12 protein-coding genes are annotated in these 14,110 nt (G+C 52.6%); 7 read left to right on the top strand and 5 right to left on the bottom strand.

What is annotated here, in order from left to right:
- Window positions 1-31: 31 nt before the first annotated feature.
- Window positions 32-1,831 carry a glycosyltransferase family 39 protein gene (locus MK110_06600; protein MCH2210953.1) on the bottom strand — a complete coding sequence of 600 codons (1,800 nt, stop codon included), beginning with the start codon at window positions 1,829-1,831 and terminating at the stop codon, window positions 32-34.
- Between the two features lie 401 nt (window positions 1,832-2,232).
- Here MK110_06600 and MK110_06595 point away from each other — a divergent pair, with 401 nt between their 5' ends.
- From MK110_06595 to MK110_06585, 3 genes are all read left to right on the top strand, one after another.
- Window positions 2,233-3,390 carry an acyltransferase gene (locus MK110_06595; protein ID MCH2210952.1) on the top strand — a complete coding sequence of 386 codons (1,158 nt, stop codon included), beginning with the start codon at window positions 2,233-2,235 and terminating at the stop codon, window positions 3,388-3,390.
- A gap of 69 nt (window positions 3,391-3,459) precedes the next feature.
- Window positions 3,460-3,741: a hypothetical protein gene (locus MK110_06590; protein MCH2210951.1), complete on the top strand. Its 282-nt coding sequence runs from the start codon at window positions 3,460-3,462 to the stop codon at window positions 3,739-3,741.
- A 38-nt stretch (window positions 3,742-3,779) separates the two neighbouring features.
- The gene (locus MK110_06585) at window positions 3,780-4,907 is read left to right on the top strand and encodes an SMP-30/gluconolactonase/LRE family protein (protein MCH2210950.1); all 1,128 of its coding nucleotides are present in this window, start codon (window positions 3,780-3,782) and stop codon (window positions 4,905-4,907) included.
- A gap of 483 nt (window positions 4,908-5,390) precedes the next feature.
- Here MK110_06585 and MK110_06580 read toward each other — a convergent pair whose 3' ends face one another.
- Window positions 5,391-6,320, bottom strand: a complete 930-nt coding sequence (locus MK110_06580) for a WD40 repeat domain-containing protein (GenBank protein ID MCH2210949.1) — start codon at window positions 6,318-6,320, stop codon at window positions 5,391-5,393.
- Window positions 6,321-6,419: 99 nt separating this feature from the next.
- Window positions 6,420-7,817, bottom strand: a complete 1,398-nt coding sequence (locus tag MK110_06575) for a DUF1501 domain-containing protein (protein ID MCH2210948.1) — start codon at window positions 7,815-7,817, stop codon at window positions 6,420-6,422.
- 593 nt (window positions 7,818-8,410) lie between these two features.
- Here MK110_06575 and MK110_06570 point away from each other — a divergent pair.
- Both MK110_06570 and MK110_06565 read left to right on the top strand, forming a co-directional pair.
- Window positions 8,411-8,659 (top strand): hypothetical protein, encoded by a 249-nt coding sequence (locus MK110_06570; protein ID MCH2210947.1) that lies wholly within the window; start codon window positions 8,411-8,413, stop codon window positions 8,657-8,659.
- Between the two features lie 337 nt (window positions 8,660-8,996).
- Window positions 8,997-9,356 (top strand): hypothetical protein, encoded by a 360-nt coding sequence (locus MK110_06565; GenBank protein MCH2210946.1) that lies wholly within the window; start codon window positions 8,997-8,999, stop codon window positions 9,354-9,356.
- A 509-nt stretch (window positions 9,357-9,865) separates the two neighbouring features.
- Here MK110_06565 and MK110_06560 read toward each other — a convergent pair.
- Entirely contained in the window at window positions 9,866-10,462 is a 597-nt protein-coding gene (locus MK110_06560) for a hypothetical protein (protein MCH2210945.1), read from the bottom strand.
- A gap of 243 nt (window positions 10,463-10,705) precedes the next feature.
- Window positions 10,706-12,265, bottom strand: coding sequence for a pyridoxal-dependent decarboxylase (locus tag MK110_06555; protein MCH2210944.1), 1,560 nt, complete (start codon window positions 12,263-12,265; stop codon window positions 10,706-10,708).
- A gap of 28 nt (window positions 12,266-12,293) precedes the next feature.
- On the opposite strand from MK110_06555, the gene MK110_06550 reads away from it, so the two are divergent.
- Window positions 12,294-12,455: a hypothetical protein gene (locus MK110_06550; protein MCH2210943.1), complete on the top strand. Its 162-nt coding sequence runs from the start codon at window positions 12,294-12,296 to the stop codon at window positions 12,453-12,455.
- A 522-nt stretch (window positions 12,456-12,977) separates the two neighbouring features.
- On the top strand, window positions 12,978-13,931 hold the full coding sequence (locus tag MK110_06545) for a hypothetical protein (protein ID MCH2210942.1): 954 nt from the start codon (window positions 12,978-12,980) through the stop codon (window positions 13,929-13,931).
- Window positions 13,932-14,110 lie beyond the last annotated feature (179 nt).

Here is a 14,110-nt window from a genome sequence, read left to right as displayed (position 1 = left end):
CCGCATCTTTGACCAGCCACATACGCGTGGTCTATTCCTGTTGTTTTGTCAGAACAGACAGATAATGTTCACGACCGGTCGCCCAGGAATGCCAGGTTAATCTGTCGGTATCGTTCCACCCAGGTCTCGGTCCGACGGTAATACACCGCTGTGCTGAACCGTTCCACCAGTTCGATGTATCGCCAGGCCGATTATGGGAATGCGGATCTTCTGCCAGTCGCAGCCATGCATTGACATCGCGACCACCATCGAATTCAGACGGCTGCAGACCGGAATCTAACCAGGTTTGTACCTGTTGCCATCTCAGATTGTTCCAGGTCAGCAAATCATGAACGTAGACAACATTAAACGCATACAGTACCAGTAAAAGTGCGACGGATCCCGAAACCGAAATTGCCGTGGGTCGCCAGTCGCTGAGTTTGAGTGTAATGACCATCCCCATAAGCAGGGGAGCCAGAATCACCAGCAGATATCGATCCAGAATAGGATCGATCAGAGCAAGCAGGATCACCAAAGAGACTGCAGACATGGCAAACAGCCCCACTGCCACTGAAATCAGTTCCATCCTGCTGTCGTTGGATAACGGGAGTTTCGCCCTATCTGCAACTGCTCCACCGTTACTCAAGTCGCTTTCAGATTGGTCAGATTCAGGTCTCTCCTTTTGCAGACCACCGCAACCCGTCCAGGTCGTGACCAGCCACATGACCCACCAGATCATTAAGCCGTCGATGGCGATCATCACGACCGTAAGAATCTGCCAGACCAGTAATGGCCATTCCACGCCGCCGAGTTGTCCCCATCGTCCCGGTTCGTCCATGTCCGCGAGGAAAACAGGTCCGGCATGTCCGTTCTGAATATAAAATCCGGTCGAATTTGTCAGGCAGGCACCTCCTCCGGAAATCACAAACGGAACGGCCACCAGGCACATGAAGACTACGGCCGCCATATCACAAATTCGCCGCTGACCGGCAGGAAGCCTGGCACGACAGCGAAGTGCACCGTCGAGTAACATCACACTGATCGGCAGCCCGAACAGACCGATATTCAAACACATTGCATAAACCGAAACGGTCAATTGTTTGAGACGGCTGATTCCTTCCAGGTCAGGTATCACGGCAGGCATACGGTCACTCGTTGTTTGGACGATCCAGCCGCTCTCCAGAAGTCCAAATGACAGGCCCGCAGGAATCAGCAGCAGCAGCGAGACAGTGATCAGCGGAAACGATTGCCATCGTTGCAACTTCAGCAATACCAGAGTTGCCAGAGGCGCTCCCAGAACCAGCAGGTTTGTCTGTCGAATCCAAAAGCCCCACGCCACTGCCAGCGAACAAAGCAGCAACATCGACATTTTTTGTTTCGTGAAAGCCAGTGTCGATGCCAGGCATGCGAGCGCCACCCAGGACGCTGCAGGGGTGTCCGTCATAAACGTGAAACTATTGCCGAACACGAGCGGTTGCAGGGCAAAACCAAATCCGGCGAGCAAAGATCCCCATCGACCAATTCCGGAAAGACGTCCAGTCCCGTAGACCGACATGGATCCGATCCACTGCTGGATAATGCAGGCCAGAAATAAACTGCGGTACGAGAAACCAAAAACCAGAGAACTGCAGGCGCCTGCTGCGACATGAGAAACGATGCTGGCTGCCAACACTCCGTTCTGCAGAGCCATCTGAAATTGACCGTCCTCAATCAGCCACTGAACCGGCCTGGCATAGTAAGGGTCATCGTTTTGAGGCCAGCCGTTCAGATCGGCAAACACAAACCATATTACCAGAGATGGTAACAGGAGCAGTATTCCATCGACGATGGTTGAGACACGAGGGCCTGCCATAACCTGGTCTCTTTCTGACAGATAACCTGGTGTTGGTTGAGCTGGATTATTCCTGCCGGAATCGATGCGACTTTAATTTCCGGCATCGTAGACAATACCGTTGAGTGCAGCCATTGGGAAAGAAGTCAGACCAGTGGAGCACCGCTGAGGCCACTGTGTGTTAAGTCCGTAGTTTGGCGACCGGAAAGGCACTGATCCGCTTCGGCAATTCCGTGGAAGCCCTTTCATAACCCGGTCGAGCACAACAACAGCAAATCAATTCGAAAACAATTCAATTGCCTGGCAAAACACAACCGTGTCAATCAACATTCTGTCAGAACATCAATCTGTTCACCTGCTGTTTTCCAAAGTGACCGGCGACGGCGGGGCTGAACGCGTCTGCGGACCGCCGGAATAAGTGAATGCGAAATACCGGACTTGACCTTCTAAGAATGTTCGCAGTTCTGCTGGTGATTGGCCGACATCTCCGGTTGTCCGAATCCAGTTCCCTGGTACTTAAAGGACTCGTTCGAGGCGGCTGGACCGGTGTCGACATTTTCTTTGTGCTGAGCGGGTTTCTTGTTTCTTCGCTGTTGTTCGGAGAGTACCGACGCCAGGGTTCGGTGAACATCAGGCGGTTCCTGATACGCAGAGGATTCAAAATCTACCCGGCATTCTGGTTGTTCCTGACGTTCACACTGGTGATGACGCAATGCTTAGATCAACAGCCGCAAACCAGCCAGATTCTTGGTGAGCTGTTTTTTTTGCAGAACTACCTGGGGGGTATGTGGAACCACACGTGGTCGTTAGCGGTGGAGGAACACTTCTACATCGGGTTAGCGGTCCTGGTGACTTATCTGCTGGCGGTCAATCCGAGGAAACCCTTTCGTTACGTACCCGCAATGTTTGCGGTGGTCGCAGCCTCCTGTTTTGCACTTCGTCTGGTCAATCTCATTTTTTTTCCGCAGTACTCGCACAGCACATACCTGTATGGCACCCACATTCGTATCGATTCCCTTATGTTTGGTGTTTTGCTGTCGTATCTCTGGCATTTCCACGATTTAGAGAATCGCACCGTTCGTATTCCGTCCTGTGTGCTGATCCTCATCGGGCTGGCGTTGCTCTCACCGGCCTTTGTATTTCAGCTTGAAACCAACAAAATGATTTCCATTGCCGGTGTCATTCTTTTTTATCTGGCGGGTGGATTCTTACTGATCGCAGCCGTCCGCCTGAAGACATCCGATTCGGTCGCGGTTCGTGTTGTTGCCGAACTTGGCGCCGCAAGCTACTCAATCTATTTGTGGCATATGCCGGTCGCGACCTGGGGGTACCCGTTGCTTTCGAAACTTTTTGGTTTTGAAAGCTTCTGCTTGTATCTGTTCAATGCCGTGATTGGTGCGTGTGTGTTTGGCTGGCTGCTCAATCGGCTGATCGAAAATCCGATCCTGCAGGTTCGTGATCGTCTGTTTCCGTCGCATTCATCGGCAGTCGTGACTGGCGAACAGATCCATCCGGAGCCGGCGGCCGGGTTGACCTCGAACGAAAAAAAAATTCTCCGCCCCGGTGATCCCGGTTGTTGATCTTAATCGCTTCGTATTGTTCGTGTTTTTGAAGGAACGTGCCGGGTCCGGTACTTCAGAAACATGTGAATGGTGTCCGCCGGATACCGTCGTGTTTCTACTGATTTGACCGAATGCGACAGCGACAACATAATGATTCTGGCGGACCATACCGTCCAGAGCAGACACGTTCTTTCTGCCAACATCATTCGACAGGTTGTTTGCTACCCGCGTGCTGATAGGGTTGTTCACCGTTTGATCGATGCGCCGGCTATTATCCGCATCGAATTCTACGGCTCTACTGACAAACCAACGATTGCATTCCGGATTTCACTCGCCTACTTTGTGGGGCATGTCAAACCGGATATTTGAGTCCCCAATTCAACCAGCTTCACTCTGAGAGGAACAGCATGACTAATTTCGCATCGGACGATCAGCCAGTCGACGGCCTTTCGAATACTCAACTGGGGCGCCGTTCATTTCTCACAGCGACGGTAGCTACTGCGGCATCGGTTGCGCTGGGCAGGGAATACGGTCCGAATGCGGTGCCGGTACGATATCCGGAACCCGATGTAGTCGTACTGGATGACCGGTTCGCCCGGTACAAACTTGGAAATTCACCAATCCTGCGTCTGTTTCACAGCAAGAAAATGCTGTGGGCGGAAGGCCCGGCCTGGAATGGTTCCGGCCGCTATCTGGTGTGGAGTGACATTCCAAATAATGTTCAGTACCGCTGGATTGAAGACGATGGCCACGTATCAATCATGCGTCATCCATCCAACAACAGCAACGGCAACACGTTTGACTTTCGGGGTCGACAGGTTTCGTTTGAGCATCTGACTCGCAGTGTCGCACGCTACGAATACGACGGTTCACGGACCGTGCTGGCGAACAAGTATAACGGCAAGTCGTTCAACGGACCGAATGACGGTGCCGTGCATCCAAACGGTGACATCTGGTTCACGGATCCCGGATACGGCGGCCTGATGAATTACGAAGGGCGACGCGCCAGCACGGGATCACCACAGCCCTATCAAAAGGAAGCGATCTATCGAATTGATTCCAGCACCGGCAGGGTGTTCCAGGTTGCTGATGATATCTTCAAACCCAACGGACTGTGCTTCTCACCCGATTATAAAAAACTGTACGTGGCCGAAACCGGTGCTTCTCACTACAAGGACGCTCCGCACAACATCAAAGTGTGGGACATCGTTGAGAACGACACAAAGCTGTCGAATGGTCGTGAGTTCGCCTCAATGATGCTGGATATGAACGGTGAAATGAAGGGTGGCTTCGCCGATGGGATTCGGGCGGACGAAGACGGCAATGTCTGGGCAAGTGCCGGCTGGGTTGGTGACGGCTACGATGGCGTACATGTATTTGAACCGGAGGGAGGCCAGCGAATTGGCCAAATCCTTCTTCCTGAGATCTGTTCCAACGTTTGCTTTGGAGGAACCAAACGCAATCGTCTGTTCATGACCGGGAGCTCATCGCTGTACGCTGTTTATGTGGAAACCCGAGGGGCACACATCACGTAGTAAATCAGACCTGGGTCACCGGGTGATGATGTCATCAACCCGATGCCCTCAGAGTTTGCATGTCCATCAGGCCGGGGTCTTTGTTTCAGATTGAACTGCAGGTCAGACCCTGGTGTCTGGAGGGACTGTGCTGCAGGCAACTTCCGCAGGCCTGTTTGTTATGGAGTGGCATATCCCGGCCAGGAGGCTAAATGGGTGTGTCCGTTACGCCGTCAGGCGGCGGTCGCCCCCATACATGCTGTTTGAACCTGCTCTGCGGAGTTGTGGTCCTGCACGGCCGTTTTGATTTCAGGCTGGACACTTCCGTTGTTATTTGTGGCAGATTCAGTCCGATTGCCATCCGGATTCCGATGTGCAGACTGGTTAGCAACGGACGGCGGAGTGACGGACACTCTGCAGGGGTGGGGTGACATCCAGTAGAAATCGGCAGGCTGTCAGCCGTGCTCAGTCCCGCTGATTCAGGCGAAAACTCAGCGCACTCAATCAAACCAGCCGGCTAAGATTCCACAGAAGAATTCGCTGGTCATGTCCGGCTGATGCCAGCGTTTGGCCATCGGGGGCAAACGCCAGTGCCTGCACGATGTCCTGATGACCGACCATTGTTGCCAGCTCTTTTCCGTTGTCCAGATCCCAGAGTTTCAGTGTTCCGTCCCAGCCACCGGACACCAGTTTTGTTCCGTCCGGTGAGAAGGCGACTGAGTAGACCCAGTTCCGATGCCCTTGAAACGTATGGACCTCCTCGCCATTTGCGATTTTCCACACTTTGATCACCCCGTAAGGGCGGCGCTGATCCGGTTGGCGAAAACCGTAACCCGCAGCTGCAAGGGAAAGATCGGGAGAAAACGCGAGCTTGTGGGCCCACTTCATTATCGGTTTGCACTCGACCTGAAGCTGTCCGTCCGGATTCCACGTCCGAACCGCCGTGTCAGCGGTCGCTGCGCCAAGTTGTGTGCCATCAGTGGAGTAGGCAACTGAGTACACCACCTGCGACTGACCGGGCAGAAGATACTTCTGTGTACCGGCGGCAACATCCCACACTCGAACGGTTTTGTCATAACTGCACGAAGCAATCCGGGTTCCATCCGGTGAGAACGTAACATCATGAACGACATTGGAGTGACCGGAAAAGACCTTCAGTGGCTTTCTGTCCGGAACGTGCCACAGTCGAACCACGCTGTTGTTGTTGGCACTGCAGGAAGCGAGCCTGGATCCATCCGGCGAGAAGGCAACGCCGTACACTTCCGTTTGGTGTCCGCGAAGCACGGCAAGCTGCTGACGTTCCGCCGTATCCCACAGTCTTACCGTGTGGTCCCAGCCACCTGTTGCCAGTGTTTTGCCGTCCGGAGAAAACGCGGCATCGTACACCCAGTTGGTGTGCCCTCTAAGTTCGGCTGTCGCTTGAATTTCGCTCATCGCCGTAGTCGTCAAAAGTAAACACGCATACAAACCAGTCCGAAACAGACTGATGTCGTCCTGCTCAACTAGGCAGAACCATGGGGACCGATGTGAGCTCTAAATTAACCCGGATATCGCGTCTCCGTGACACACATAATGCGGCCGACCGGAGGCATCTCGCAGCATCTGATTCGTGTCAATTCCCAGTAAATGAAAGATCGTTGCACCGATGTCATGCGGTGAGACCGGATAGTCTTTTGGATAGGCTCCGATCTCATCACTCGCACCGTAGACCTGGCCGCCACGAATTCCACCCCCGGCCATTACAACCGAGAAGACTCGCGGCCAGTGATTGCGACCGCCTCTGGAGTCAATCCTTGGGCTGCGGCCGAATTCTCCCATCCAGACAACGAGTGTTTCGTCAAGCAGGCCGCGTTGCGAAAGATCTTCCAGCAATGCCGAAAACGCGCGGTCCACCGGTGGCAGCTGCCAGTTTTTCAGGTTCGGAAAATTGTTGATGTGATTGTCCCAGCCGATATCGGTCCTCGGCGGTCCGTTACGCCAGTACACGGTGACAAGCGGTACACCGACCTCAACCAGACGACGCGCAAACAACACTTCCTGTCCAAATGTATGCTGTCCGTAACGATCACGCAGTTGAGGCTCTTCTGCCGACAGATCAAATGCGTTTCGGACTCGCTCAGAACAGAGAAGCGAAAATGCCTGCTGCTTCAGACTGTCCAGTTCACGTGCTGCCAGACTTTGGCCGAGTTCACGAGCCCGGCTGTCCAGTGTTTCCACCAGGTTCCGCACACCATCAAGACGCACCGACGTGTGACCGTCTTCGAACTGCATTGACCTGGGTACGAATTGAGTGAATTCCGGATCTTCTGTCGGTTCCTTGTTCGGGACGGCATCGATGATAAACGGGTCATATCGTTTACCAAGAAAACCACCGTACTGACCAGTGATGACTTTTCCGGAATTGCTCTTCAACAGGCATGGTAACTGTACATAAGGCGGCAGATCGCGAGCCTGTGGCTTTAGTTTTGCAAGTACGGCACCAATGTGAGGGTGATCAGTGCGTCGTGCCGTAATAAAATTTGATACTCGGGGATAGGTGTTTCCGGTTAACAGGTCGTGACTGGCTGAAATATGATCGGAATCTGCATGATTCACCGACCGCACAATGGCGTACTTATCGGCATGCTCAGCGAGCCACGGTAAGTGATCTGATACATAAACACCGGGAACATTGGTCTCGATCGGGGAAAACTCACCGCGAATGCCGACCGGAGCTTCCGGTTTTGGATCGAATGTATCGATATGCGGCGGACCGCCCCACATATACAGAAAAATACACCGCTTGGCGCGGCCGAAGGACTTGCTGTGTCTGGCTGCCACACCAGCCTGCGCTGAACGCACCTGGAGCATGTCGTGCATGGTGAGCCCAAGTGTACTCAGACCACCAACACGCATTAACTCACGTCGATTGATCGAGTCACACAGACGCACTGGATTACTTTGAAGCGAAAACAATGGGCGCTGTCTCAATGTTGTCCGAAAACTGTTCTGACATTTATTTATAATAGTAGACCAAAAACCAGAGCAAACGCAACTCGAACGTAGCTCGGATGAATGTTCTGAGAGCTCACCGTTGTCACAAATTTGGATTTTTATACAGCCTTCAGCAGTGTCTCAGGCCACACGGTCCGGATTGCAATTCCAATTGATAAAATCAGATTTTTCGGTCGCCTGCCATAAGCACAGCAGGATCAGGTCGTGACTCAAGCGGTTATCTGCCGTGATGTCGCCTGGAGACTGTGTGACGTGTGAGCAAAACCCACTACAACTTGGGGCGATTGTTATGTGTTGAATGAGGCCGTTCACCTCAATACCCGCAGACTGACTCCCGTGGCCGGCTGTTTGATCGGATGCGTAATCGAATGTGCCGGCAGCATGCTGAATTTTGATCGGGTACAGAGTCCTCGTGATTCAAATCACTTCACACATGATCTTTGGTTCCCGAAAGAGTTTTGCGTGTTGCGAGGACGCCGAGTCCGGACAGACTCTTGACGGCGGTTGAGAAAGTGTGTCTAAGAAAATGCATGTTTCAACGCTCGTCTTATAAAGCACAGGCAATATCCCGCCGTTTGGGGATTCAGCCAAAGCACATTGCCTATCCCGGCGGTGAGTGGAGCAGTGAAACGGAAGCTCTCGTTGTTCGACACTATGAAACCGCATGGTACTGGGGCTGTGACGACGTTCCGTATCAGCCGAACACATTTGTGACCAATCCGTATCGTCTGCAGACGATCAACGTGTCGATGCAAATGTCGGAGGCGGTATTCCATTGAGAATGCGGAGTGAACGATGCTGCCGTTCACCGGAGACTCGGTTGAGGTTGATGTGTAAGGCCCCTGTATATGGATCAAGACTCTATCGCCAGGTTTGTTGTTTGTGCTGTCAATTGTCAGACAAATAATGACGGACAGAATAAATGGTGCAGTCAGGGGCTCAACTGTTATGTTTTTAGCTGTTCCGGAAATTATCAGTAAGAAAAATCGCTGATGTGTTCCAGACATGTCGTCTGTCAGTCTGCTGACCATTGGTCTCGGCCCGTTACCCCGGAAACATGATGACTCCTGCGACAGCACAACAGAGATCGGTTTAGTAAGTAGAGAAAGGTCTGCCATGTCCGGGTTGTTTGATGGTCAGGCCAGTCTGAAGACTGGTCGTGCGCTTCTTGTTTTGGTGGGCGTGGTTCTGATTTTGGCCGGTGTACTGAAAATTGTGAACGTGGGGGCAGATGACATGCTGGAGGGACTTGAAAAAGCAAATCTCCAGCAACACCGGACGCTGATCAGTGTCACGGCCGTGGTGTGTGGTGTCCTGCTTCTGCATCCACGGCTGTGGAAGATTGGTTTATACATGTCTTCCGCCTATTGGGGCGGAGCCATTGTTTCCCATATGACCTACGATGATTCTGTGGTCCTTCCTGCGGTCTTTTTAACCACGATGTGGCTGGGTGCAGGTTTGTGTCGTCGCGTTTGATGCCCTGAATCAAATAATTGGTTTCCGGGTCGGTCTGCACTTGGGGAGCCGGTGCACCAGGACAGAGGGGGAGCCGGTGCCAGTTTTCCAAATGTTCATCGACGGCGTGCGACAGGACGTCCACACAGGTGTTTCGGACCATTAGCGAATAATCAACTATATTAAAGCGTTTGCTGTCTGAGACAGAGTGGGAGTTGGCTGAATTCCTGCAACGTCAGGTACCGATCCCGGTGACCTGCTTTGATGTTCTGAACCAGTCGCTCTGAGATTCGGCCTGAGTAAATTTTAGATGCTGACCGAACGCAGGCTCTTCATCAGCCGGAGCGGAAACAGAGAACGAGTTGCGAACTACCGTTCCGTTTGGGGATCGGCATCGTGCGCCAACGCTGCTTCTTCAGCGATATCGGTCGACGCTGAAATACTCAGAACGAGTACGTTTGAGCAAACCTGCCGGCAAAGAAGGTTGCCGGTCAGTACCGGCACTTGCTTCTGAGTTTCACCGAAGATCATCAGGGGGCATAGTGGGTTTTGAGTTCAACTGTGGTGTCTCCGTGAGCAGCGTGAATCAGAACCAGCATCTGTGTCCAGCCCCAGGGCCGGTGATACAAAGGTATTCTTCCCCGCATTCCGCTGCCCCGGGCAAATGTGTTCTGCGGGATCACGCCCTGTTCCAGTTGTTCGGTCAGCCTGAGCATATCAGCAATCAGGGAGGTCGGATTACCGGTATCCTGCCGAAAGACGTAAATATCCACCCGATGTTTACTGGATTTGAAAGTCAGATGGTGGGGCAGATACGGTATTCCCGGTCGATAGGGAATACCGGTGAGCCGGTTTTTCCTGTCCGAATGTTTTTCAGTCACGATTGCGCGAGACACCTTTCCCCTGAGGATGAGGAAGTTTCCATTTCGCTCAGGTAAAGGACGGCGCCAGAGTGAAATGATGAGCACGATCAGAATGACCAGTCCCAGTGTCACGGGACCGCTTACCCACAGGGGCAGCTGTCCGCGAATGTACTGTCCTGCCAGACTGCGAATGCTAAATACGGGTCGTTCGGAACGCCGTTTACCGGGTGTGGCAGATCTGATTTTGCGAACATGGAAATTCACCGCATCTCCATTTGTCGTAAACAGGATGCTGAGGGTTTTGATGTGTAGATCTTTATTTTATCGGTTTTGTTCGGCAGCGAGGGCTTCAGAAAATATGAATGTCGATTCACTTCTCGGTTCGGAACGCGCCGGCAGAAAAATCCAGCAGGGTCTGTTGGCAGAATCGACTTCTTGGTGTTCCGTAAAAGCGTTCCCATTTATTCATGAGACCAACTGTCTGTATTGCCTGGTTTCGTTGCAGATTCAGCAGTGTCGACTGACTGTGCTGCGATCTTGCGGGCGAAGGTTTTTACTCTCGAAATCATGCAGCGCAGAGAAGTCAACGGCGTCCAGAAACTCGAATGCCTGTTTGAATGAGGCAAGTAAATTTTCGGCCATGTCGCGGGTCAGATTGTTTTTGACCACAATGCGGAACATGGTTTGATCCGGGGTTGCATCCCGAAACAGGGCAATGTTTTCTTCGGTGATCGGGTGGTTGAGTGCCATTCTGTAGCCACTGACGTACCAGTGATACTGGGACAGTACATGCTGCAGATCAATGTCATTATAGGAAAAACGGCATTCCGGATTCAGCATTGCACTGACGACAGGCAGGCATTCAGTGTCTCCGTGATCAAGGAAAATAAAGCGTGGTCGACCCTGATAAGTCAGTGCCTGCAGTCCGTCACGAATAAACCGGGCATTGCTCATCATGTTGTCGCAACACTGCTGGTAGCCCGTCTGGCCATACCTCAGCAATTTGTAGTACTGCACATAAACGCCACTGGCGGGACGAGAGAAATTAAGTGTGTAAGAGTCCGCCCGTCCCCCGAGATAAGTGACTGAGGTTGCAACGTGTTCACTGAGATCTTTACGTTCGCGCCACACTACCCAGCCGGTGCCACAGCAGGATTCTCCATACTTGTGTCCGCTTGTGGAAATTGACAGCACGTGTGGAAGTCGAAAATCCCAGGCTGGAAGTGTGTTCTGAAAGGGGGCGATGAAACCGCCGGAGGCCGCATCAACATGGATTCCAATCTGAAAATCTTCGGCCGAATTAATTTCACCGACCATTTGATCGATGTCCCCTATCGGATCGTAATGGCCTCCATAGTGATTTCCCATGATTCCCACGATCCCCATGGTTTGTTCATCAATGGCGTCCCGGACACGATTGGGGTCAACCGTGAAAGTTCGCTGTGAAGGGTGAATCAGACGCGGTTCGACATCCATATATTTGAACAGTTTTTCCCAGACCGCCTGATAACAGGACGAAATGACCAGGTTCGGTCGCAGGCCGGATACGGCATCTGTACTCAAACCTTTGCGCTGTGCATACCATTTTCTCCAGCGAAACTTCAGTGCAAGTCCCGCCAGCAGACAGGCCTCCGTGGAACCGACCGTTCCGGCTCCGGCAAATCCACATTGATCATCTGTTGTTTGCGGTTCAGGACAGTTCCACAGACGTGCAATCAGATTCACTACCGTGTCGTGTATTTCATACGATCGGGGATAGACCGTCTGGTCCGCGAGGTTGACTCGCAGGCCCATCAGGGCAATTTCTTCTTCTTCCGGTTCCAGACTCACGTTGACATAAGATGAGGTGTTCAGTTTTTGATTGAAGTCAAGCAGATGATTGTTTTCGATAATTGTTTTTACGGTTTTGGCTGGCAGACCGGTAATCGGCAGTTGTGACGTTTTAGTAAACTCCTGCCGCGCCTGATCTGAGAAATAGTAGGCAGAGGCATCGTTCTGTCGGGCTTCATGAAGCTCTGCCCGTAACCGGGCCACTTGTTGTTTTAGCTGTTCGATTTGACTGTTCATCACGACACCCATTCAGCAACAGATGTTTTTGGCGCATTCAAAACTCGATAACGGGAAGGGATATCGTGACGGTCGATTTCGCTGTGTGAAATGTCCCGGTCCACAATTCGTTGAGATTTTGAAAGTCATTGGTCTGGATGAGAAAAAGGATTTTGGCGGATACCGTGACGATGCTGTTGACGGCAACTGATCATCTGCGGGGCAACAGACACCTCAAAAAATTCCTGAGCCGGAAATTTGGAGACAGCTTTCAGGGGCAAGAGGTATTCGAAACATGGCTCCAGGCGGAAGCTTTGTTTGAGCAGGGAGAACGCGGTTACATTTTTATCCGGTTTTGTCGTTGTTTGATGTGTTGCTGACCCGAGACGGCTGTCCGGTTGTTCACACAAGACCCCTGCGGGCTGCACCTGATCCCCGTTGATCCTCATGTCGGTTGATGCAGAGGACATCGCTACGGAAACGACCGGGTTGAATAGTGAAATTACTTTCCGAACCACAGCGCCCGACAATCGACTCTTCATCAGCCAACACGCTGTTTTGTTTTGGGTTTCCATGAGATTGTGGTCAGCACGCTGCCGGTGCCTTGCGTTTTTCTGCATTGTCACTCAGCATCTGATCTTCTCTGACAGTCACACGCACCGTGCCAGGAACCAAAGCTCCGCCGCTGCAGCACTGTCAGTCGGTGTCGGGATCTCAACGGAGCCACAAAAACATGACAGCCAAAGAACCTAACAGACTTCTAAAGCGAGTGGTTTTGTTTTGCATGACAACTCTGCTGATTCATGGATCGGGCCAAGCACGTGATTGGTCCGATGCTACGGGTCGGCATCACTGGAAGGCGGAATTTCTGGCTGCAAGTTCCCGGTTAGTTGTGCTTCGTGACCGCAAAGGTGAACTGCAGTCGGTTCAGATCAGTGAACTGAGTGAGTCGGACAGAATGTATGTCGCCAGGTACCTCGACAATGAAGGCTCACGTGTCAGTCGGGACATTCACACGTGGACTTTGAAATCCGGATTGAAGGTGAAGGGACAGGTGCATGGCTACAAAAGCGGCCCCGTGGAGATCGAAAATCGAAGTGGGGTTCCGTATGTCAACCGCCGACCATTCCGGGACATTGATCCCGTCTATCAGGCGATGCTGCCGAAACTGGTGGCTGCTACTGAAGACGAGTCGGTTAAGACGGTTGAGGACTTCAAAGAATGGACGAAACAGCTGCGCGGAAAAAAACGATCCATTCAGGTTGATGGTGTTCGGATGATGCTCGAAAGCGGGGATCAGTATGCCGTTCCTCTGTTCCTGTTTTCAGACGACGATCGTGAGGTGCTGGAGAAAGGGTGGCGACAGTGGAGCAAGAAAGAGGCCACTCAGGATCAAAAGGAACAGGAGGATCTGTTCATTCGCACGGAGGCTTCCGAACACCAGCGTCGTAAAAGGCCGGCGGGTGCAGGCAGCCGTCAGATTCAAATGATGCAGCTGGGGCTGCTGGCTGTTGATGCCGGTGTCACGTCACTGTGGGAAGTCCGGCTTGTGCCCGGTCGCGGCGTTTACGGTCGTCCAATGAAGGTCATTGTTCCCGCCAACGACAGCCTGGCAGCACAGCGGGCGGCTATGCGGAAACATCCGGGATACGTCGCCGGCAGCAGTCGACAGATCAGCCGGCGCTGAGTTGTGATGTCTCGATGATTTATGCATGGCGGTTTCCGCGAAGCTGTTCACCGTTTGTCTGCCATGGAGCACAGATGTGATCATCATTCAGTCGATCCCGGACGGGGGCGTGTCGCGTCCGACGCTGCGTTCTACCGAGTTTCAGACGTTCCTTTCGGATGAACGGGAGGCTTGTCAGC

The organism is Fuerstiella sp. (assembly GCA_022447225.1).
GTDB lineage: Bacteria > Planctomycetota > Planctomycetia > Planctomycetales > Planctomycetaceae > S139-18.
This window is presented reverse-complemented; position numbering and strand designations above follow the sequence as displayed.